The 20,352-nt window shown below is 61.1% G+C and carries 20 protein-coding genes; 17 read left to right on the top strand and 3 right to left on the bottom strand.

Features of this window, described 5'->3' with window-relative positions; genetic code table 11:
• The first annotated feature begins 13 nt into the window (after window positions 1-13).
• Genes FP026_RS05290 through FP026_RS05265 form a run of 6 tightly spaced genes read left to right on the top strand, consistent with a single transcriptional unit; the run spans window position 14 to window position 6,080 of the window.
• On the top strand, window positions 14-1,117 hold the full coding sequence (locus FP026_RS05290) for an ABC transporter ATP-binding protein (RefSeq protein ID WP_149633565.1): 1,104 nt from the start codon (window positions 14-16) through the stop codon (window positions 1,115-1,117).
• A 33-nt stretch (window positions 1,118-1,150) separates the two neighbouring features.
• Window positions 1,151-2,032 carry a polysaccharide deacetylase family protein gene (locus FP026_RS05285; protein WP_149633564.1) on the top strand — a complete coding sequence of 294 codons (882 nt, stop codon included), beginning with the start codon at window positions 1,151-1,153 and terminating at the stop codon, window positions 2,030-2,032.
• A 45-nt stretch (window positions 2,033-2,077) separates the two neighbouring features.
• Window positions 2,078-2,410: a hypothetical protein gene (locus FP026_RS05280; protein ID WP_149633563.1), complete on the top strand. Its 333-nt coding sequence runs from the start codon at window positions 2,078-2,080 to the stop codon at window positions 2,408-2,410.
• Window positions 2,400-3,452, top strand: coding sequence for a CobW family GTP-binding protein (locus tag FP026_RS05275; RefSeq protein WP_149633562.1), 1,053 nt, complete (start codon window positions 2,400-2,402; stop codon window positions 3,450-3,452). Before FP026_RS05280 ends, FP026_RS05275 begins: the two co-directional genes overlap by 11 nt.
• A gap of 16 nt (window positions 3,453-3,468) precedes the next feature.
• Window positions 3,469-4,698, top strand: coding sequence for an ABC transporter substrate-binding protein (locus FP026_RS05270; RefSeq protein ID WP_149633561.1), 1,230 nt, complete (start codon window positions 3,469-3,471; stop codon window positions 4,696-4,698).
• Window positions 4,695-6,080 carry an amidase gene (locus tag FP026_RS05265; protein WP_149633560.1) on the top strand — a complete coding sequence of 462 codons (1,386 nt, stop codon included), beginning with the start codon at window positions 4,695-4,697 and terminating at the stop codon, window positions 6,078-6,080. The genes FP026_RS05270 and FP026_RS05265 overlap by 4 nt, the downstream gene beginning before the upstream one ends.
• Window positions 6,081-6,194: 114 nt before the next feature.
• On the opposite strand, the gene FP026_RS05260 is transcribed toward FP026_RS05265, so the two are convergent.
• From FP026_RS05260 to FP026_RS05250, 3 genes are read right to left on the bottom strand one after another with little or no spacing between them, the layout of a single operon-like run.
• A complete protein-coding gene (locus tag FP026_RS05260) occupies window positions 6,195-7,385 on the bottom strand; it encodes an aromatic amino acid transaminase (RefSeq protein WP_149633559.1) in 1,191 nt (396 codons plus the stop codon).
• Between the two features lie 19 nt (window positions 7,386-7,404).
• Window positions 7,405-8,610 (bottom strand): dihydrolipoamide acetyltransferase family protein, encoded by a 1,206-nt coding sequence (locus FP026_RS05255; RefSeq protein WP_149633558.1) that lies wholly within the window; start codon window positions 8,608-8,610, stop codon window positions 7,405-7,407.
• A gap of 2 nt (window positions 8,611-8,612) precedes the next feature.
• A complete protein-coding gene (locus FP026_RS05250; protein WP_149633557.1) occupies window positions 8,613-10,691 on the bottom strand; it encodes an alpha-ketoacid dehydrogenase subunit alpha/beta in 2,079 nt (692 codons plus the stop codon).
• A gap of 119 nt (window positions 10,692-10,810) precedes the next feature.
• On the opposite strand from FP026_RS05250, the gene FP026_RS05245 reads away from it, so the two are divergent.
• The 11 genes from FP026_RS05245 to FP026_RS05195 all read left to right on the top strand — a co-directional run bounded on the left by FP026_RS05245 (window position 10,811) and on the right by FP026_RS05195 (window position 20,347).
• Window positions 10,811-11,290, top strand: coding sequence for an Lrp/AsnC family transcriptional regulator (locus tag FP026_RS05245; protein ID WP_149633556.1), 480 nt, complete (start codon window positions 10,811-10,813; stop codon window positions 11,288-11,290).
• 85 nt (window positions 11,291-11,375) lie between these two features.
• Window positions 11,376-12,266 (top strand): phenylacetic acid degradation operon negative regulatory protein PaaX, encoded by an 891-nt coding sequence (paaX, locus tag FP026_RS05240; RefSeq protein WP_149633555.1) that lies wholly within the window; start codon window positions 11,376-11,378, stop codon window positions 12,264-12,266.
• 298 nt (window positions 12,267-12,564) lie between these two features.
• Entirely contained in the window at window positions 12,565-13,569 is a 1,005-nt protein-coding gene (gene paaA, locus FP026_RS05235) for a 1,2-phenylacetyl-CoA epoxidase subunit PaaA (protein ID WP_149633554.1), read from the top strand.
• Window positions 13,570-13,598: 29 nt separating this feature from the next.
• Window positions 13,599-13,883, top strand: a complete 285-nt coding sequence (gene paaB, locus FP026_RS05230; RefSeq protein WP_069061017.1) for a 1,2-phenylacetyl-CoA epoxidase subunit PaaB — start codon at window positions 13,599-13,601, stop codon at window positions 13,881-13,883.
• A complete protein-coding gene (gene paaC, locus FP026_RS05225) occupies window positions 13,883-14,665 on the top strand; it encodes a 1,2-phenylacetyl-CoA epoxidase subunit PaaC (protein ID WP_149633553.1) in 783 nt (260 codons plus the stop codon). The genes paaB and paaC overlap by 1 nt, the downstream gene beginning before the upstream one ends.
• 9 nt (window positions 14,666-14,674) lie before the next feature.
• Window positions 14,675-15,199, top strand: coding sequence for a 1,2-phenylacetyl-CoA epoxidase subunit PaaD (gene paaD / locus FP026_RS05220; protein ID WP_149633552.1), 525 nt, complete (start codon window positions 14,675-14,677; stop codon window positions 15,197-15,199).
• Between the two features lie 24 nt (window positions 15,200-15,223).
• Complete coding sequence (paaE, locus tag FP026_RS05215; RefSeq protein ID WP_149633551.1) at window positions 15,224-16,300, top strand: 1,2-phenylacetyl-CoA epoxidase subunit PaaE; 1,077 nt, start codon at window positions 15,224-15,226, stop codon at window positions 16,298-16,300.
• Between the two features lie 24 nt (window positions 16,301-16,324).
• Window positions 16,325-17,080 carry a Phenylacetic acid catabolic protein gene (locus tag FP026_RS05210; protein WP_149633550.1) on the top strand — a complete coding sequence of 252 codons (756 nt, stop codon included), beginning with the start codon at window positions 16,325-16,327 and terminating at the stop codon, window positions 17,078-17,080.
• 71 nt (window positions 17,081-17,151) lie between these two features.
• Window positions 17,152-19,209 (top strand): phenylacetic acid degradation bifunctional protein PaaZ, encoded by a 2,058-nt coding sequence (paaZ, locus tag FP026_RS05205; RefSeq protein ID WP_149633549.1) that lies wholly within the window; start codon window positions 17,152-17,154, stop codon window positions 19,207-19,209.
• Window positions 19,210-19,213: 4 nt separating this feature from the next.
• On the top strand, window positions 19,214-19,732 hold the full coding sequence (locus tag FP026_RS05200; protein WP_149633548.1) for an acyl-CoA thioesterase: 519 nt from the start codon (window positions 19,214-19,216) through the stop codon (window positions 19,730-19,732).
• Window positions 19,733-20,347 carry a transferase hexapeptide repeat family protein gene (locus FP026_RS05195; RefSeq protein WP_149633547.1) on the top strand — a complete coding sequence of 205 codons (615 nt, stop codon included), beginning with the start codon at window positions 19,733-19,735 and terminating at the stop codon, window positions 20,345-20,347. It begins immediately after the preceding gene.
• Window positions 20,348-20,352 lie beyond the last annotated feature (5 nt).

Below are 20,352 nucleotides of genomic sequence, written 5' to 3'. Positions count from 1 at the left end.
CCGGAGATCTCTCATGATATATGATTTGGAACTCATCGATGTCGGCAAGGTCTATGACAATGGCACGCCCGCCGTCATCGACTTCAATCTTTCGATCAAGAAGGGTGAATTTATCGCCTTCCTTGGCCCGTCGGGCTGCGGCAAGACGACGACGCTTCGCATGATTGCCGGCTTTGAAAGCATTTCTTCCGGCGACATGATGATCAAGGGCGAGCGCATGAACGATGTCAGGCCGCAGAACCGGCCGACATCGATGATCTTCCAGAACTATGCGCTTTTTCCGCATATGACCGTGCGGCGGAACGTTGGATATGGTCTCGAAGTCAAGGGCATGGCGAAGGTCGAGCGGGATGCGCGGGTCGACCGCATTCTCGCGACCCTTGGGCTGGAGGATATTGCCGAGCGAAAGCCCGACAAGCTTTCCGGCGGCCAGCGCCAGCGCATCGCGCTTGCGCGCGGCCTGGTGGTCGAACCGGATGTGCTGCTTCTCGACGAGCCGCTGGGAGCCCTCGATGCCAATCTGCGCAAGGCAATCCAGAACGAGCTGAAGCTGCTGCAGAAGAAACTCGGCGTGACCTTCGTCTTCGTCACGCATGCCCAGTCGGAAGCGCTGGCATTGTCCGACCGCATCGTCGTGATGAACCAGGGCAGGGTGGAGCAGATCAGCCCGCCGCATCAGCTTTATACGCGCCCGAACACGCCGTTCGTTGCGCAGTTCATCGGCCGCAACACCATCTTCGAGGGAGAGGTTGCCGGCACCAAAGCCGACAGCACACTCGTCTCGACCTCGTTCGGCACCTTATCGGGCTGTGCCAATGGCGGCCTTTCCAGCAAGGTCAACATCGTCATTCCATCGGAGGCGATCGAGGTTCATGCGGCAGACGGCTCGGCGCGCGACAATCTGGTCGGGACCTTTGGCGGCAATGTTGTCGGCGCGCGCGTCGAGCGTTTCGACGTCGTCGGCCACATCTCGCAGATCGGCATCAGCCTGCCCGACGGCCGAGGCCTCGCCCTGGAAGCGCATGTCGACAAATACCGGCCCGACGCCTTTCCCATAGGCGCCGAGGTCATGCTTACCTGGGATCCGGCCGACGCGACCGTCATCCCGGCTCACTGATTACAGAAAACTTAAATTGAAGGAGGTCATCCCATGGCAAAGGAAATCTTGTGCAGTTTTGGCGTCGACGTCGATGCCGTGGCCGGCTGGCTCGGCTCTTACGGCGGCGAGGATTCGCCCGATGACATTTCGAGAGGGCTCTTTGCCGGCGAAGTCGGCAGCCCGCGGCTGGTGAAGCTTTTCGAGCGTTTTGGCATCAAGACGACGTGGTTCATTCCCGGCCACTCGATCGAGACCTTCCCGGAGCAGATGCAGGCTGTGGCCGATGCCGGCCATGAAATCGGCATTCACGGCTACAGCCACGAAAATCCGATCGCCATGACGCGCGAGCAGGAGACCGAGATTCTCGACAAGTGCATCGAGCTGGTGACCAGGCTTTCCGGCAAGCGCCCGACCGGCTATGTCGCGCCGTGGTGGGAGTTCTCCAATGTGACCAACGAGCTGCTTTTGGAGCGCGGCATCAAATACGACCACTCGTTGATGCACAAGGACTTCACGCCCTATTATGTGCGTGTCGGCGACAGCTGGACGAAGATCGACTATTCGCGCAAACCGTCGGATTGGATGGTACCGCTGAAGCGCGGCCAAGAGACCGACCTGATCGAAATCCCGGCATCCTGGTATCTCGACGACCTCCCTCCGATGATGTTCATCAAGAAATCCCCGAACAGCCACGGCTTCGTTAATCCCCACGACATTGAGCAGATGTGGCGCGATCAGTTCGATTGGGTCTATCGCGAGATGGATTATGCCGTCTTCCCGATCACCATCCATCCCGACGTCGCCGGCCGGCCGCAGGTGCTGATGATGCTTGAGCGGCTCTATGCGCATATGATCAAGCATCCCGGCGTGAAGTTCGTCACGATGAACGAGATCGCCGACGATTTCGCGGCCCGCTTTCCGCGCAAGAAATAGCCGGCTAGGCTGAAGGATCGAGGCATTAGGTCGGAGGCGATTGTTATGTGTTCACTGTGCGGCGTGCTCGGCGGCAATGAGCACTGGACCGACGCTGCGGCTCGGCCGGGCGTATTCACGCGCAATCACGCCAGCCCCGACCGGAGGCGTGAGCGTGCCGAGCGCGTGCGTGCCGCCAACGCGATGCTCTCGGGCTTCGGCCTTGTCCTGTCCGATTGGCAGGGCGCATCCTTCGTGCTGTCGACGCGAACGGGCAGGAGCGAGATCATCGAAGATCTCGGTCATCTCTGGCCGGCGGCCGAAAGGCTCATCGGCCGGCCCTGCGATCCGCTCGACGATGCCTTCGTCGCCTGGATGGAGGCAAGGCATGTCGATTGAAACAAGCGGGTTTCTGCCGATCAATCTACTGACGGGCTTTCTCGGCTCCGGCAAGACAACGCTGCTCAAGCGCATCCTGGCGGATCCGGCCTTTGCCGATACGGCGGTGCTCATCAACGAATTCGGCGAGATCGGGCTGGACCACGATCTCGTCGAAAGCGTCGACGGCGAGATGGTGCTGCTGCGTTCGGGATGCGTTTGCTGTACCGTACGGGGTGAGCTTGCCACGGCACTCAAGGAACTTTACTCCCGCCGCGAGCGCGGGTTGTTGCCGCCATTCCGGCGCGTCATCATCGAAAGCACCGGTCTCGCCGATCCATTCCCTGTGCTTTCGACCATCAAGGCCGATCCGGTGCTCCGGCATCACTTCTGTGCCGGTAACGTGATTACGACCGTCGATGCTGTGAATGGGTTGCACCAGCTCGACACCTATATCGAATCCAATAGGCAGGCAGCGGTCGCGGACCGGTTGATCATCACCAAGACCGATCTTCAGGCGGACCGTGGTGGAGACGACCTTGAAGCTCGCCTTCGCGTGCTCAATCCCGATGCCCCGATCCTGATCGCGGCCGATCCGGATCTTGATCTCTCCTCGCTGGTCGCCGTTCAAAGCGATGTCTCGCCAAGCGGTAGCCTGTCGCCAAGCGGCTTTTACTGCGAGGAGCCGGTGCAGCTCGTTTCCTCGGACGGCGCGCCGCATCAGGCCACTATTTCCTCGATTTCGCTCAGCATCGACAGGCCTGTCGATTGGACCGCTTTCGGGCTCTGGCTGACCATGCTGCTCAATCGGCATGGGGAGCGGGTATTGCGGGTGAAGGGTATCCTCAATCTCAGCGGCGAGGAGCGCCCCGTAGCCGTCCATGGCGTCCAGCATCTGGTTCATACACCGGTGCACATGGATGGTTGGCCTTCGAAGGACCGCACTTCGCGACTGGTCTTCATTCTGGACGGGCTCGATGGCGCGCTATTGAAACGCTCGTTCGAAGCCTTCACACTGGCGCGCATGCCCGCAGCGTCTTACCCGATCGCCGCGGCGCGATGAGACAACCGGTATCTCTATGAACAAGCATGAAAAAAGCCTTTCTGCTCCCGCCTTGCGTCTGAAGGGCCGGCCGCGCCTGCGCGTTCTCGGCACCGCGATCTCGCTGCTGGAGGAACTGCGCCTGCGCGCGCAGGAGGATTTGGGCATCGATGTGGCGTTCGACAACAACGACTTCCTGACGACACAGTACAAGGCGGCGCGCGAGCCGGAAACCTACGACATCTACGATCAGTGCTTCCACAATCTCGACATCGTCTGGCACTGGCGCGCGATCCAGCCCGTAGACACGCAACGCATTGTCCTCTGGGATGAAGTGAACGATCTCACCAAGACTGGCCATATTGGCCCCAATCCCCGAATGGGACTTGGCGACGTCCCGGCGAAGAAGCTGTTCGTCCAGCCCAATCTCGCCTTGGGCGATACGCCGTCGCGTTTCATCTCCATGCTGCCAACCACGCATAACTTCGACAGTTTCGCCTATCGGACCGATCTGACGCCAAATGGCGTCGGCATGCATTCCTGGGGCGCGCTTTTCGACGAGCGCTGGGCGGGCAGGGTGGCGCTGGTGGATGAGCCTGCCATCGGCATCTTCGATGCGGCGCTGGCGGCACAGGCGGCCGGCCTTATGTCGTTCGACAATATCGGCAATATGTCCATTCAGGAGATCGATCAGCTGATCGATCTCCTGGAGGAACGCAAGAAGGCCGGCTTCTTCCGGGATTTCTGGAAAACCGCCGAGGATGCGGCACGGCTGATGATCGCCGGCGAGACCAGCGTCCAGAGCATGTGGTCGCCCGGCATCGGCATCCTGAATTCCAAGGGGGTGCCGGTCGAGCAGGCGGTGCCAGCGGAAGGATATCGCGCCTGGCATGGCGGCCTGTGCCTTTCGAAATACTTGAGCGGCCGTCTGCTCGATGTCGCCTACGACTATCTCAACTGGTGGATCTCGGGATGGCCGGGCGCCGTCGTCGCGCGCCAAGGCTATTATATTTCGACGCCGCAGCGTTCCCGTGAGTTCATGACGCAGGCGGAATGGGATTATTGGTACGAGGGCGTTTCCGCGACCGAGGACCTGCCTGGCCCGGATGGTCAGACGCGGATCACAAAGGGCTCGGCGCGCAGCGGCGGCTCCTATTGGCAGCGCGCCAATTGCATTGCCGTCTGGAATACGACAATGGATGAGCACAATTATCTGGTTCGTCGCTGGATGCAGCTTGTCGGCGGCAGAGGAGAGCAGAGTCAATGACACATCTCGGCAAATCGATCGCGCAATTGTCGGTGCTGATCCAGTCCGGCACTCTCGACCCGGTCGCGCTGGTCGAGGAGAGCCTTGATGCGATCCGGACCTATAAGGATCAGGCGATCTTCACGCGGCTGCTGGAAACGCGCGCGATGGAAGAGGCGGCTGCTTCGTCGAGGCGGCTGCGCGAAGGGCGTTCGCGCGGGCTGCTGGATGGCATTCCCGTCGCATGGAAGGATCTCTTCGCCATCAGCGGCCTGCCGACCACGGCCGGCTCGATCGTGCTTGCGGATGCCGCGCCCGCGCAGGATGATGCCGATGTCGTCAAGGCGCTGAAGGTGGCGGGCATGATTGCCGTCGGCCGCGTCAATATGAGCGAATTCGCTTTTTCTGGCCTCGGCCTCAATCCGCATTACGGCACGCCGCTAAACCCGCTGGCAACGGATGTCGCGCGCATTCCGGGCGGTTCGTCCTCGGGGTCTGCCGTCGCGGTCGCCGCCGGTCTCGTGCCGGTATCGATCGGCACGGATACGGGCGGCTCTGTCCGCATACCGTCTGCTTTCAATGGCCTTGTCGGCTATAAGGCAAGCCATGGCCGCTACAGCATGGGCGGTGTCTTTCCGCTGTCGGCCAGCCTCGACTCGCTCGGTCCGCTGTGCCGCAGCGTCCAGGATGCCATTTGGGTCGATGCCGCAATGCGTGGGCGCTTTGTCCCCGAGGTAGAGCGCGCCGAAGCCGCCGGGCTTTCCATCGTGGTGCCGACAAATATCGTCATGGATGATGCGCAGGATGGTGTTCTTGCAGCTTTCGAGGTGACGCTGGCGAGGTTGAGTGCCGCTGGCGTTAAGATCCGGCGAGCCGCATTTCCGGCTTTCGAAAGGCTCTTTGAGCTGATGGCCGAGTATGGGCCTTTGGTTACTGCCGAGGCCTTCGTGCTGCATCACCGCCGTCTGGCAGGACCGGAAGCCGATTCCATGGACCGGCGTGTCGTGGCGCGGACGCGTCTCGGAGAGAAGACGACGCTGGTCGGCTATCTGGAAACGCTCAAAGTGCGCGAGCAATTGGTCAAGGAAGTTGCCGGCATGCTTGGGCCGAACGAGTTCATCGCCTATCCGACGGTTGCCCATGTTGCGCCGGCGCTTGGCCCCCTGGAAGCTGATGACGAGCTGTTCGTAAAGATCAATGGCAGGACGCTGCGGAACACAGCGATTGGCAATTTTCTCGATTGGTGCGGCGTATCCCTGCCTTGCGGCATGGGTGAAGCAGGCATGCCGGTCGGCTTCCTGCTGTCGGCGCCGAAGAACCAGGATGAACGGCTGCTGGGTGCAGCGATGGCTCTCGAAGAGATCGTTGCCGGCGGACGCAATTCCGACGTCGCGGTTCGATAGTGCAATTCCAGGAAAAGCGTATGGCGGTTTTCCGCTTGGAATTGCGTAAAAACAAAAAGATAGAACATTGCAGTCGAGCGCTCGCCTGAAACGCTTGACCACTTCGGCCCATCTTCAAGCCAGGTAGGGGCCGATGCATTCGGCCACGGACGCCACGTCCTCGACCCGCATGCCCGCAACATTGATTCTTCCGGAGTCCGGCATGTAGATGCCGTGTTCGGCCCGGAGCTTCAGGACATTTTCGGGAGAGATCGGCAGCAGGGAGAACATGCCCTCCTGGGCGCTCATGTGGGCGAGCTCCGGAAGAAATCGACCAAAGGCCTCTCCGGCCGCGCGGCGGATTTCCGTTATGCGGATGCGCATGTCGTTCAGTTCATCCACCCAGAGCTGGCGGCGGGACGGCTCCTGGAGGATTGCCGCAACGATGGCCGCCCCGTGTGCGGGCGGCATGGAGTAGCTGGTGCGCGCATAGCCTGCGAGATTGCCTATGCCCTTGTTCAACGATGCCTGCTGATCCGCGAACAGATAGACCGCGCCGGTGCGTTCCCGATAGAGCGAAAAGGATTTCGAGCAGGATACGGCAACCATGGCTTCGCCGACAGCTTCAATGACCGTCATCATGCCGGCCGCATCTTCGATCCGGCCGCGCCCGAGGCCCTGATAGGCATTGTCGAAGAGGGGAAGCAATCCCTTGGCAGCGACGACGTCGGCAATATCTCGCCAATTCTGCGGCGAGAAAGCTGCGCCCGTGGGATTGTGGCAGCTCGTTTGCAGCAGCACCGCGTCGCCGGGTGTGGCGTTCCGTAGGGCCGTCATCATGTCGTCGATCAGAATGGCCTGTTTGCCGATATCGAAGAAACGATAGGTTCTGACCTGAAGGCCGACCGCGGCAAAGATCGGCCGGTGATTGACCCATGTCGGCGTGCCGATCCAGATCTTCCGCCGCCGATCTCGCGCAAGCAGTTCCGCAGCCAGACGCAGTGCGCCGGTGCCGCCCGGCGTTTGAATTCCGGCGAGCCGCCTGCCGCCGTGGCGCTCACCGAAAACTTCGAGGGCCAGCGCCCGCAGGAAGGCTGGGTCTCCCTCCGGGCCGATATAGGATTTGGATCCTTGCGTTTCCCAGAGATGGTGCTCGGCCGCCTTGACGGCCTGCATGACAGGGGTGCGGCCCGTTTCATCGCGATAGACGCCGACGCCAAGATCGATTTTTCCGGCTCTCGCATCGGCGGCGAACTTGGCAATCAATTCCAGCAGAGGATCGGGCTTCTGCTCTGTCAGACTATCGAAAAACGCCGTCTTGTTCATTGGTACCTCCCTCCACTTATTAAGGCCAATCCTGCAGAACCCGCACGAACTCCGTCAACCACGCGTTCGCCTGGTGGCCGTCCAGGGAACGGTGGTCGATCGTCAGGGACACATAGGACATCGGGCGGATCTGGATCGTATCGACCCCATCGACCTCCCGAACGACGACACGCTTTTCCAGCTTGCCGATGCCGAGAATGGCCGATTGCGGCTGGTTGATGATGATGGGGGAAGCGACCAGCGATCCGGAGACGCCGTGATTGGAGATCGTGAAGGTTCCTCCCTTCAGCTCGTCGGCCTTAAGCGCGTTGGATCGTGTCCTGTTCGTCAAATCCTGCAAGCGGGCGGCAATGGTCTCCAGTGGAAGATCCTGCGCTTGCCGGATCACCGGTGCGACCAAGCCCTTGTCGGCCAATGCGATGCCGACCCCAATGTTGACGTCCTCGAATACTTCAAGACTATCATCGTGCCACCGGCTGTTGACCTCCGGTACGATCTTCATGGCTGCGACAGACGCCGCCACGAAGTATGCGGTATAGGAGAGGTTTATGCCCTCGGCCTTCATGCGGTCCTTGTGGCGGTCGCGATGGCGCATGATCGCCGTGAAGTCCGCCTCGAAGACCGCGGTGACCTGCGGTGCCGTCGCAAGGGATTCGGCCATGTGCCTTGCAATCGCAAGCCGCATGGCGGAATGGGGCACGCTCCGGGACTTCCCTTCAACCGAAGTTACCGGGAAAGGCTGGCCGGTCGCCTGTTGCGATATCAAAGCGGCTGGATGGGACTTGCCGGCTTCGAGCGCGTGATCCATGTCGGCGCGCGTGACCCGCCCGCCCTTGCCACTGCCTTTCAGGGAAGCGGGATCGATCGCATATTCCTTGGCAGCGCTGCGAACGGCAGGCGAGTAGTAACTGGAGGCGGTCATTGTCGGGGCCGGCTGCTGCATCGGCAGCGGAGTAGCGGCCGCTTCTGCTGCAATGCTGATCGCCTCGACGCTCATTCGCCCCAGGATCGCCCCGGGTACGGCGTCATCGCCATCCGTCATGGAGATTTCGCTCAAGATGCCATCGCAAGGCGCCGGTATCTCCTGGGTCACCTTGTCGGTTTCCAGTTCGACGAGCGCATCGCCTTCGCGGACATGATCGCCAATTTGCTTCAGCCAATTGCGGACGACTGCCTTCGTGCCTTCCTGCTCGATCGGTGACGTGATCTCGACGGTATTCGTCATTCTCAAAACTCCAGGATTTCGGCGATGCGCTTGGCAATCCGTTCCGTCGAAGGCACGGCCCGTTCCAACAGGACGGGATTATGCGGGCTCGGAATATCGGGCATGGTCAGGCGGGAGACCGGGGCGTCGAGATCCGTGAAGGCCTTGTCTGCGATCACAGCGGCAATCTCGGCGCCAAAACCTGCTGCTTCGAGATCCTCGTGGACGATGAGGCAGCGGTGCGTCTTGGCGACCGATGTTAGTACAGCCTCCTGATCCCAGGGCATCAGCGTGCGGAGATCGATGACGTCGGCGGAGATAGCTTCTGCCGCTTCCTCGCAGCGGTGCACCATGGCGCCCCAGGTGACGATGGTGATGTCGCTGCCGGTCCGTGTCAGCTTTGCCTTACCGAAGGGCAGCGCGAAATCGTCGCCGGGGTAGGGGCGGCGCGCCCATGCATGATCGAGCATGGCCCTGTGTTCGAAGAAGATGACCGGGTCGTTGCCGCGCATCGAAGTGCGCAGCAGGCCGACGGCATCCTCGGCATTCGAAGGAACGGCGACCTTCCAGCCGGGTTGGTGGACGAAGGCCACTTCATTGGTCTGGCTATGCCAGGGATCGCCGCATTTGAAGAAACCGCCGGGCATGCGCACCACGACGGGAGCCGCAAAGCGGTTGTTGGTGCGCCAGCGGATGGTGCCGCAGTCGTTCAGCTGTTCGGTGGCCGGTTCCGCATATTTCCGGAACTGGATTTCGGGGATGGGGACGAGGCCGGCCAGCGCCATACCCACGGCGCGGCCGATGATCCCCTCCTCGGACAGCGAGGTATCGAAAACCCGCTCGTTGCCGAATTTTTCCTGCATTCCAAGGGTCACGGCATGCACGCCGCCCTTGGGGCCGATATCCTCGCCGAACATGACGACGCGCTCATTGATCGACATCTCGTGTTCGAGCGTTCTGCGGATGGCGGTGACCATGTTGATGCGCGGGCCGGCGATCTCGGGTTCATCCGTTGTCGCCGGAGCCACGTATCCGAAGGCATGCTGGCCGCCCATCGTCTGCATGTCGCCATCGAAGAACACATGGCGGGTCACCGAGGAGGGGTCGGCAACCGGCCGTTCCTCGGCGGCTGCGCTGGCGCTTTCGGCTATCTCGCGCGCTTCGCTTTCACAGGCGGTCCATTCCTCCATCGACATGACGGCGGGAACGAGAAATTCCTTCAGGCGCGGTAGCGGATCGCGCTCCCATTCGCGCTTCACGGTTTCCTCGCTCTTGTAGGTCTGCGTGTCCTGAAAGCTGTGGCCCTCGAGCCGGGGAACCGTCAGCCGCAGCAGCGCGGGCTTGCGCTTTTCGCGGACGAAGGAGACGGCCTCCTGTACGAGATGTGCAGCCTCGGCCGGGTCGCAGCCGTCGCCATCGAATATTGCGAGGTTTCTCCAGCTTGCCAGATTGGCCGCGATATTTCCGCCTGGGGTCTGCACAGTTGAAGGAACCGAGATGCCGAAGCCATTGTCTTCGATGTAGAACAGCATCGGCAATGTTTGCGTCGTTGCGGCACTCAGCGCTGCCCAGAAGCCGTTCGAGGCGACCGAGCCGTCGCCCCCGAGGACGACGGCGATATCCCGCGCATATTCTTCGCGCCCCAAAGTGGTCGCATAGTATTTCATCGCCTGCGCCCAACCGGCCGTCGGCGTATATTGGGCGCCGACGCCGCCGCACATGGGCAGCGCCGATGCACCGGAGAGGTTGGGATAGTTGAAGACGACGCCGATATCGCGCCCGTCGGAATAGCCGCCGGCACGCCCCATGGCCGAGCCGAGCGCATCGGCCGGGTCGACCCCGAGCGAAAGGAGCAGCGGCCGCGAGCGATAATAGCCGCACGTCGCGTCGTGCAAGCCAGTCAGCTGCGTGCCGAGAAGGATCTGCGCCATATCGTGGCCGCGGGCGGAAAATTGATAAAGGATCTTCTTTTCCGGAACGAGACGCTTCTCTTCCAGCTCATCGAGGGCTCTTGAAAGGTGGACGAGGCGGGCGACCTTGCGCCAGTCGATACGGTCGTCGGGCGCGGTGCGCTCATGCTTTCTCATCGCCAGTTGGACCATTTGCTCCTCCTGCATCCGGTCGCATGATTCTAATTCAAAGTGGCCGCGTTATTCCTTTCAATCTCATGGGAATTGACCTAGTATTTGATTTATCTGTTTCATAAATGGCGTATTTTTGAATGGAAGATTTCAACCTTGATCACGTCGACAGGGCGATCCTTCGCGTGCTGCAGGAAGAAGGCGATATCGCCCAAGCGGCGCTGGCCGAGAAGGTGGGCGCATCGCCTGCCTCCTGCTGGCGAAGAATAAAGGCGCTGGAGAGCGCTGGCGTGCTCGGCAGGACGGTCCGCCTTGTCGATCCCGACAAGATCGGCAAAGGCCTCAATGTCTTCTGTCAGGTCAAGATGAAGACCCACGATCCCGCAACCCGCCGCGATTTCGAACAATTCATCGCGAGCTATCGCGAAGTGCTCGAATGCTATTCCATGTCGGGCGAATGGGACTATCTCATCCGCGCAGTCGTTGCCGATGTCCGGGAATATGAAGGGCTTTTGATGCGCGGTATCCTGACCCATGAAGCCGTGCTGAGTTCGTCGTCGCACTTCTCGCTGAAATGCGTCAAATACACGACGGCGTTGCCGACGAATGTCACACGATAGAGGCCTCTGGCTGCGCTCTCCTTGAACATTATGAGCATCTCACGCTAATAGACCCTAACGATTGCAGATGCGGAGCAGGGTTGGATTGTCGGCTGATAACGTCAAACTCGGCGATGATTTGAGCGACGCGGTCGCAGCGCTTCTCGTCGATCTGCCCATCAAGGCGGCGAGTTTCATCGTCACGATCTATGGCGATGTCATCGAGCCGCGGGGCGGCGTCGTCTGGATCGGCAATCTCATCGAGATATGCAAAAGCGTTGGGATCACCGAAACGCTGGTGCGCACCGCGGTGTCGCGACTGGTTACGGCCGGCCAGCTTGCCGGAGAGCGGGAAGGGCGCCGCAGCTACTATCGGCTGACGGACGCGGCCCAAGCGGAATTCGCCGAAGCCGCCAGTCTCTTCTATGGGCCGGAGCCTGCCGTCCGGTGGCAGTTCGTTTTGATCAATGGCCCCTCTCCCGAGGAGATCATGCAGGGCCTTGAGCGGGACGGCTTCGCCAGGCTGAGCCCGCGTCTTGCGATGGGCACGCATCCCGCGCCACCTCTGCCGGATCGCGTCGTTATCTTCAACGCCGAGGTTGCGACCGAGAACGGCGCCTTGAAGGAACTTGCGGAAGAGGCCTGGAACCTACAGCACTTTGCGGAAGCTTATAGCGAATTCACCGCCCGCTTCGGCGCGTTTTCGCGAGAGATTGGCGATTGTGTGGGCCTGTCGCCGTTCGATTGTCTGATCGCGCGATTGCTCCTCGTCCACCAATACCGCCTGATCGTGCTGCGCGAGCCGCATCTTCCCAAGTCCGCCCTGCCGGCCGATTGGCCGGGTGAGAAGGCGCGGCGCCTGTTTGCTGAACTTTATTTGCGTCTGTCAAAAAAGGCCGACGACTATGTCGGTCGCCGTTTCCTGAACGAGTCGGGCAAGCTTCAAGAGACGACGCCGGCAAGCCAGGCTCGGCTCGATCACCTCAAGTCCCGCTGAAAGATTAATCCGCTCAGGCACATAGCGTGCGAGTTCTCTTCGCAGTGTGCTTTCACGATATTAAATGTCACAGAAAACTAAAAAAATTCATTTGTATTGTGACATGTCGCATGCTAATACAATGACCGATCGGTCGGTTAATGCGCTCGTCGTCGGATCGATGTTTCGTGGAGGAGGGCGTGAAACAGGCCTATACTGGTGAAGCCATAAAGCCTCAGCTTGATTGAGTTCTTCAAGGCGACCGTAGGTCTGCGCTCATTTTTGAGCGCGTCGGACGCGCTGGGACGGAGGAAGATCAATGTATGCACAGATGGTGAAAACCGATGTCGCCCGCATCCGTTCCCTCGACGAGATGGATCCACAGGAGCGCGCCTTTCAGGAACGCGTCGATGCCGGCCAGAAGATCGAGCCGAAGGAGTGGATGCCGGAAGGCTACCGCAAGACGTTGATCCGCCAGATCAGCCAGCACGCCCATTCCGAAATCGTCGGCCAGCTTCCGGAGGGCAATTGGATTACCCGCGCCCCGACGCTGGAGCGCAAGGCGATCCTGCTTGCCAAGGTGCAGGACGAAGCCGGCCACGGCCTCTATCTCTATTGCGCGGCCGAGACGCTCGGCATCAGCCGCGACGAGATGTATGAGCAGCTGCATTCCGGCAAGGCCAAATATTCCTCGATCTTCAATTATCCGACGCTGACCTGGGCCGATATCGGCGCGATCGGCTGGCTGGTCGATGGCGCTGCCATCATGAACCAGGTTCCCCTGCAGCGCTGTTCTTACGGCCCCTATTCCCGGGCCATGATCCGCATCTGCAAGGAAGAAAGCTTCCATCAGCGCCAGGGCTTCGACATCCTGATGAAGATGGTGAAGGGCACGTTGGCACAGAAGGCCATGGTGCAGGATGCTTTGAACCGCTGGTGGTGGCCGTCGCTGATGATGTTCGGCCCTTCGGATGATGACTCCGTGCATTCGGCTCAGTCCATGGCCTGGAAGATCAAGCAGAATTCCAACGACGAGCTGCGGCAGAAATTCGTCGACCAGACCGTGCCCCAGGCCGAATATCTCGGCCTGACCGTTCCCGATCCGGATCTCAAATGGAACGAAGAAAAGGGCGGCTACGATTTCGGTGAGCCGGACTGGGAGGAATTCTTCAGCGTAATCGCCGGCAACGGTCCCTGCAACGCGGAGCGCCTCAATGCCCGCAAGCAGTCCTGGGACGATGGTGCGTGGTTCCGCGACGGCCTGACGGCGCATGCCGAGAAAGCAGCCGAGCGCCGCGCGGCCGCAAGGGTTGCCGCCGAATAGGTGAGCAGGCTGATTAGGGAGTGAGAAACATGTCCAGTGAATGGCCGCTTTGGGAAGTTTTCATTCGTGGTCAGCACGGCCTTAACCATCGCCACGTCGGCAGCTTGCATGCGCCCGATGCAGAGATGGCGATCAACAATGCGCGCGACGTCTATACGCGCCGCAACGAAGGCGTCAGCATCTGGGTGGTGCGGTCTTCCGAGATCACGGCCAGCGCCCCTTCAGAAAAAGGCCCGCTCTTCGATCCGTCCAATTCGAAGGTCTATCGTCACCCGACCTTCTTCGACATTCCCGATGAAGTGGGGCATATGTGATGGCGACCGCTACCCTTGAGCCGGCGGTCGACCGGGCCGTTCTCTTCGAATTCCTCCTGCGCATTGGTGACAATGCGCTGATCCTCGGCCATCGCGTTTCTGAATGGTGCGGCCGCGGGCCGGCGCTGGAGGAGGATATCGCGCTCGCCAATACCGCGCTCGACCTCATCGGCCAGACGCAGCTTTGGCTTAGTCTGGCGGGACAGGTGGAAGACAAGGGCCGCTCGGCGGATGATCTCGCCTATCTGCGCGATGGTTTAGAGTTCCGCAATATCCTGCTCGTCGAGCGCCCCAACGGCGATTTCGGCAAGACTCTGATGCGGCAATTTCTCTTTGACGCCTGGCACTATCTCTTGCTGAAAGCGCTGAAAGGTTCGACCGACCGGCGCATCGCCGAAATCGCGGAAAAGGCCTTCAAGGAAGTCTCCTATCATCTCGACCGCAGCCGAGACCTGATCATTCGCCTTGGCGACGGCACGGCGGAAAGCCATCGCCGCATGCAAGATGCTCTCGACGATCTCTGGGCCTTCACCGGCGAAATGTTCGTCGGCGATGCCGCTGATGCGGCACTGGCACAGGCCGGGGTGATCCCGGAACCGCAAAGCCTCAAACCTGGCTGGGACGAGATCGTTTCCGATGCGCTGGCCGAAGCGACGCTTGAGCGCCCGATGGATGGTTACATGCACAAGGGCGGCCGGCGCGGCGTTCATACCGAGCATCTCGGCTATATCCTCACCGAGATGCAGTTCCTGCAGCGCGCCTATCCGGGCGCAACCTGGTAGGAGGCTGACATGGCGACCGCACCGCATCCTTCGGTCGACGAGGTCTGGCACTGGTTGTCGGAGGTGCCGGACCCGGAAATCCCGGTGATTTCGCTGACCGATCTCGGCATCATCCGCGGCGTCGGCTGGCAGGACGATACGCTTGTCGTCACGGTGACGCCGACTTATTCGGGCTGTCCCGCCACAACGGTAATCAATCTCGATATCGAGCGGGCGCTGGCCGAAAAGGGCCTCGACCGGGTACGCCTCAAGCGCCAGCTGTCGCCCGCCTGGACGACAGATTGGATCAGTGCCGAGGGGCGCGAGAAACTGCGCGCCTACGGCATCGCCCCGCCGATCGATGGCACGGCCGCTGACGGCATCTTAATGAAGCGTATCGACCGGCTTTCTGGCCGCTCCAACCTTACTATCGCCTGTCCGCGCTGCGGATCGACAACTACGGAAAAGATCAGCCAGTTCGGCTCGACACCGTGCAAGGCGAGCTATCGCTGCGCCGACTGCCTAGAGCCGTTCGATTACTTCAAATGCATTTGACCCGACAGGACGAGGCTCGCATTCATGGCACGTTTCCATCCGTTGACCGTCACCGACGTACGCCGCGAGACGCGCGATGCGGTTGTCGTCACGCTTGCGCCATCCGAGGAGGATCGGGCCGTCTTCGACTTCACGCAGGGCCAATATCTCACCTTCCGCCGCAAGTTCGATGACGAGGAGCTGCGTCGCTCCTATTCGATCTGCGCCGGCAAGGACGAAGGCGTGCTGAAGGTCGGCATCAAGCGCGTCGATGGCGGCTGCTTCTCGACCTGGATCAATGAAAATCTGAAAGCCGGCGACACGCTGGAAGCCATGCCGCCGATGGGAGCCTTCTTCACTGCGATCGAGCCGGACGTGGCACGGCACTATTTGGGCTTTGCCGGTGGCAGCGGCATCACGCCGGTTCTTTCGATCATCAAGACCGTGCTGGCGCGCGAGCCGCGTTCGGTCTTCACGCTGGTCTACGCCAACAGGCAGATCAGCTCGATCATGTTCCGCGAAGAGCTCGATGATCTGAAGAACCTCTATCTCGGCCGCCTGTCGATATTGCATATTCTCGAAAGCGAAGCGCAGGAGATCGATCTTTTCACGGGGCGGATCGACGCGGAAAAATGCAAGGCGCTCTTCAAGAGCTGGATCGATGTGAAATCCGTCGCCACTGCCTTTATCTGCGGTCCCGAGCCGATGATGTTGGCGATCGCTGCAGCACTCCGCGAGCACGGCATGCGCGACGACCAGATCAAGTTCGAGCTTTTCGCCTCCTCGCAGCCCGGCCGCGCTCGCCGCAAGGTGGAGAGCATCGCCGCTGCCGATCATGAAACGAGCTGCGAGGCGACCGTCACGCTCGACGGCGCGACGCGTGTCTTCAAGTTTCCCAAGCATGGCCAATGCCTGCTCGATGCCGCGCTCGAAAATGCACTGGACGTGCCTTACGCCTGCAAGGCCGGGGTCTGCTCCACCTGCCGCGCCAAGATTCTCGAAGGTGAGGTCGAGATGGAGGTTAACCACGCGCTCGAGGATTACGAGGTGCGTCAGGGTTATGTGCTGACCTGTCAGTGCCACCCGCTCACTGACCGCATCGTCGTCAGCTACGACCAGTAGGGCCGCATCGAAGGGAGGAACGAGATGTCCGAGATGATGCCGATCGAGCAATATCTGGAGAAGGGCGGTGTGCTCTCCTCGCCCGACAATGTGCCGCCTCGCTATCGCGGCGAGCTCTTGCGCCTGATGGCGAGCTTCGTCGATAGCGAACTGGCCGGTTCCGCCGGCTTTGCCGATATCATCAATGATGCGCCAGGGATTCAGGAGCGCATTTCTGCGGCACGCATTGTGCTGGAAAAGGCCGATCATGCCGGCCAGGTCCTGAAGGTCATGGAGACCTTCGGCGTCGATGGCGGCCGTTATGCCGTCCACCATCCCTGGGCGGTGCGGCTTTCCCGCGGCGCCGATATTGGTGCTGTCAGACAGGGCGGCGACATGCGGCTTTCCGTCTTCCACTATCCGCTTGAGGGCTGGGTGGATGCTGTCGTCATGAATGTGCTGATGGGTGCTGCCAGCATAATACAGCTGAAGGAAATGGCGCGCGTTTCCTACCAGCCGCTGGCCGAGGTCTTCCGCGCTATCCTGCCGCGCGAAAAGCGGCATGCCGAACTCGGCGCCGCCGGGCTTGCCCGCATCGTCGCCGATGATGAGGGGCGGGCAAAGGCGCGCGCATCGGTCGCTTATTGGTATCCCCGTGTTGCGGCGAGCTTCGGTCACGCCGGCTCGGCCCGCTTCGAGACATTGTCGCGCTTTGGCCTGCGCCATACGCCCAACGAAACTTTGCTGGCCGAATGGCGGGCCGATGTCGATGCGCAGCTGTCTGCGCTCGGATTGGTTTAAGCAATCCCAGGAAAAGTGCATGGCGGCTTTCCGTTCGGCATTGCTGGAAAAGATGAAGGAAGGAAATTCGGATGAACATCATGGCAAACCAGCCGCGTCGGCTTGAAAGCTATGTCGGTGGCGCCTGGGTCGCCGGCGCCAAGCAAGGCATGCCTCTGCTCGACGCTTCGACCGGCGCACCGGTCGCGTTTATCGATTCCTCGGGCATCGATTTCAAGCAGGCGCTGGCCCATGGTCGCGACAAGGGCGGCTCGGCACTGCGGCGGATGTCTTTCCATGAACGCGCTGCGATGCTGAAAGCGCTCGGGCAGGCGCTGCTCGAGAGGAAGGAAGAATTCTACGCGCTCTCGACGGCAACCGGCGCCACGCGAGCGGATAGCTGGGTCGATATTGAAGGCGGCATCGGAACCCTGCTTTCCTACGCCTCGAAGGGCAGGAGAGAGCTTCCGAATGCGCGCGTGCTGCTCGATGGCGATGTCGAGCAGCTTTCCAAGGATCAGAGCTTTTCCGCGCAGCATATCTTGAGCCCGCTCCAGGGTGTCGCCGTTCACATCAACGCCTTCAATTTCCCTTGCTGGGGCATGCTGGAAAAAGTCGCGCCGACCTTGCTTGCCGGCGTTCCCGCCATCGTCAAGCCGGCAAGCCAGACGGCTTACCTGACTGAACTCATGGTTCGCCGCATCATCGAAACCGGCCTTTTGCCGGAAGGTGCGTTGCAGCTTGTTTGCGGCTCGGTCGGTGACCTCCTCGATCATGTTGAAGGCCAGGATGTCGTGACTTTCACCGGGTCTGCGGCAACCGGCCAGCGTCTCAAGACACACAAGGCGATTATCGAAAATTCCGTGCGCTTCACCATGGAGGCCGATAGCCTCAACGCGGCCATCCTCGGGCTCGATGCGGCACCCGGCACGGAGGAGTTCGACCTCTTCGTCAAGGAAGTCACCCGTGAGATGACAGTAAAAGCCGGCCAGAAATGCACAGCCATCCGCCGCGTCATCGCGCCCCGCGCCCATAGCGAAGCGCTCATTGCCGCCTTGAACGATCGTCTCGGCAAGACGGTGATCGGCAATCCGGCTGATGAGACGGTTCGCATGGGGCCACTAGCGAGCCTCGGCCAGCGCGAGGAGGTGCGGGCACGTATCCGCGACCTTGCTGCCGATGCCGAGATCGTCGGCGGTGATCCCGATAATCCAAGTGTCATGTCCGGTGATGCCGGCGCCGGCGCCTTCCTCAATCCTGTCCTGCTCTATTGCGACAAGCCAGGCTCGGCGCGTGCCGTTCACGATGTCGAGGCCTTTGGCCCGGTTAGCACCGTGATGCCCTACGATACGGCGGAAGAGGCTGTCGATCTGGCGCGGCGCGGCAAGGGCAGTCTAGTGGCCTCCGTTTTCACCAACGACCCGCATTTCACCGAGGACGTCGTTCTCGGCCTTGCACCGTTCCATGGCCGCGTGATGATCGGCAATCGCGCCAGCGCCAAAAGCTCCACCGGTCATGGTTCACCGCTGCCGGGCCTTGTTCACGGCGGCCCCGGCCGTGCCGGCGGCGGCGAGGAGCTCGGCGGCATTCGCGGCGTGAAGCACTATATGCAACGCACCGCCGTGCAGGGCACTCCGCGCCTGCTTTCGGCTGCTACGGGACGCTGGATGGATGGCGCGGATGCGCATACCGGCAGCGAGCATCCCTTCCGCAAGTCGCTCGCCGAGCTGAAGATTGGCGATCAGCTCGTCACCGCCACGCGCACAGTCACGCTCGACGACATCGAGCACTTCGCCCATTTCACCGGCGATACCTTCTACGCCCACATGGACGAGGAGGCCGCCAAGGCCAATCCGTTCTTCGAGGGCCGCGTGGCGCATGGCTATCTCATCGTCTCTTTCGCCGCCGGCCTCTTCGTCGATCCGGCTCCCGGCCCGGTTCTCGCAAATTACGGTGTCGACAATCTGCGCTTCCTGACACCGGTCAATCCGGGTGATACGCTTAAGGTGCAGTTGACCTGCAAGGAGATCAATCCCCGCATCAATGCCGAGCATGGCGAGGTGCGCTGGGATTGCAAGGTAACCAACCAGCTGGATGCCGTCGTCGCGCAATATGACGTTCTGACGATGGTGGCGAAAACGAGAGAGTGAGCGCATGACGACAATCGAGCAAGACCCGCACCGCCTGGAAATGACCGTGCTTATGACGCCCGATATGGCGAATTTCAGCGGCAAGGTGCATGGCGGCGCCCTTCTGAACCTGCTAGATCGCGTCGCCTTTTCTTGTGCCTCGCGTTATTCCAAGCAATATGCGGTGACGCTATCGGTCGATCAGGTGCTGTTCAAGGAACCGATCAATGTCGGTGAACTCGTCACCTTCCGCGCCTCGATCAACGATACCGGGCGCACGTCGATGGAAGTCGGCATCCGGGTCGAGGCGGAAAATATCCGTTCCGGCCAGCGCCGCCACACCAATTCCTGTTATTTCACCATGGTTGCCGTCGACGAGGCCGGCCGCCCGGTTCGTGTGCCCGAGCTGGTGCCGGAAACGCCGGCCGATATCCGCCGGCACACGGCCGCCCAGCTTCGCCGGACGTTGCGCCGTGAATTTGCGCAGCGGCTTGATGCGGTGGCGGAAACCGGACGCGACGTCGAGGGATTGGGGAGCGACTGAATGGCGCAGATCTATTCCTATGACGGCGTGATCCCGGTCATCGATGCGGCAGCCTTCGTGCATCCGGCCGCAACCGTCATCGGCGATGTCATCATCGGCCCGGCCTGCTATGTCGGGCCGGGTGCCGTGCTGCGGGGTGATTTCGGACGCATCGTGCTCGAGCGCGGCTCGAATGTGCAGGAGACGTGTGTCGTCCATAGTTTCCCGAATCTCGAGGTCGTCATTGGCGAGGCAGGGCATATCGGCCACGGCGCGGTGCTGCATGGCTGTCGCATCGGCGCCAATGCGATGATCGGCATGAATGCCGTCATCATGGACGAGGCCGTCATCGGCGAAAATGCCATCGTGGCCGCCATGGCCTTCGTCAAGGCGGGCGCCGAAATTCCGGCAAACAGCCTCGCTCTGGGATCGCCGGCGCGCGTCGTGCGTGAGTTGACGCCGGAAGAGATTGCCTGGAAGCGCCAGGGCACCGCTATCTATCAGCGCCTGGCGCTCGAGGCAAAGGAGAAGCTGATGGCCGTCGAGCCGCTGACTGTTCCGGAGCCGGATCGCCGCCGCATTCGCGCGCCGGAATATGATCCGCTTATCCTTGAAAGGATGAAGCTCGGCGATTGACCGGC

Origin of the sequence: Martinezella tropici (genome assembly GCF_008370325.1) — a bacterium.
In the GTDB taxonomy this organism is placed as follows: Bacteria; Pseudomonadota; Alphaproteobacteria; order Rhizobiales; family Rhizobiaceae; genus Rhizobium; species Rhizobium tropici_B.
The sequence above is the reverse complement of the archived record's forward strand: the minus strand, read 5'-3'. Positions and strand labels throughout refer to the sequence as shown.

Excerpts from the sequence above, each read along its gene's own strand:
- paaA (WP_149633554.1), top strand. The coding sequence starts at position 12,565 with ATGTATGCACAGATGGTGAAAACCGATGTCGCCCGCATCCGTTCCCTC.
- paaZ (WP_149633549.1), top strand. The coding sequence starts at position 17,152 with ATGAACATCATGGCAAACCAGCCGCGTCGGCTTGAAAGCTATGTCGGT.
- paaD (WP_149633552.1), top strand. The coding sequence starts at position 14,675 with ATGGCGACCGCACCGCATCCTTCGGTCGACGAGGTCTGGCACTGGTTG.
- FP026_RS05255 (WP_149633558.1), bottom strand. The coding sequence starts at position 8,610 with ATGACGAATACCGTCGAGATCACGTCACCGATCGAGCAGGAAGGCACG.
- FP026_RS05280 (WP_149633563.1), top strand. The coding sequence starts at position 2,078 with ATGTGTTCACTGTGCGGCGTGCTCGGCGGCAATGAGCACTGGACCGAC.
- paaB (WP_069061017.1), top strand. The coding sequence starts at position 13,599 with ATGTCCAGTGAATGGCCGCTTTGGGAAGTTTTCATTCGTGGTCAGCAC.
- FP026_RS05200 (WP_149633548.1), top strand. The coding sequence starts at position 19,214 with ATGACGACAATCGAGCAAGACCCGCACCGCCTGGAAATGACCGTGCTT.
- FP026_RS05285 (WP_149633564.1), top strand. The coding sequence starts at position 1,151 with ATGGCAAAGGAAATCTTGTGCAGTTTTGGCGTCGACGTCGATGCCGTG.
- FP026_RS05245 (WP_149633556.1), top strand. The coding sequence starts at position 10,811 with ATGGAAGATTTCAACCTTGATCACGTCGACAGGGCGATCCTTCGCGTG.
- FP026_RS05270 (WP_149633561.1), top strand. The coding sequence starts at position 3,469 with ATGAACAAGCATGAAAAAAGCCTTTCTGCTCCCGCCTTGCGTCTGAAG.
- FP026_RS05195 (WP_149633547.1), top strand. The coding sequence starts at position 19,733 with ATGGCGCAGATCTATTCCTATGACGGCGTGATCCCGGTCATCGATGCG.
- FP026_RS05250 (WP_149633557.1), bottom strand. The coding sequence starts at position 10,691 with ATGGTCCAACTGGCGATGAGAAAGCATGAGCGCACCGCGCCCGACGAC.
- FP026_RS05265 (WP_149633560.1), top strand. The coding sequence starts at position 4,695 with ATGACACATCTCGGCAAATCGATCGCGCAATTGTCGGTGCTGATCCAG.
- FP026_RS05290 (WP_149633565.1), top strand. The coding sequence starts at position 14 with ATGATATATGATTTGGAACTCATCGATGTCGGCAAGGTCTATGACAAT.
- paaC (WP_149633553.1), top strand. The coding sequence starts at position 13,883 with ATGGCGACCGCTACCCTTGAGCCGGCGGTCGACCGGGCCGTTCTCTTC.
- FP026_RS05210 (WP_149633550.1), top strand. The coding sequence starts at position 16,325 with ATGTCCGAGATGATGCCGATCGAGCAATATCTGGAGAAGGGCGGTGTG.
- paaE (WP_149633551.1), top strand. The coding sequence starts at position 15,224 with ATGGCACGTTTCCATCCGTTGACCGTCACCGACGTACGCCGCGAGACG.
- FP026_RS05275 (WP_149633562.1), top strand. The coding sequence starts at position 2,400 with ATGTCGATTGAAACAAGCGGGTTTCTGCCGATCAATCTACTGACGGGC.
- FP026_RS05260 (WP_149633559.1), bottom strand. The coding sequence starts at position 7,385 with ATGAACAAGACGGCGTTTTTCGATAGTCTGACAGAGCAGAAGCCCGAT.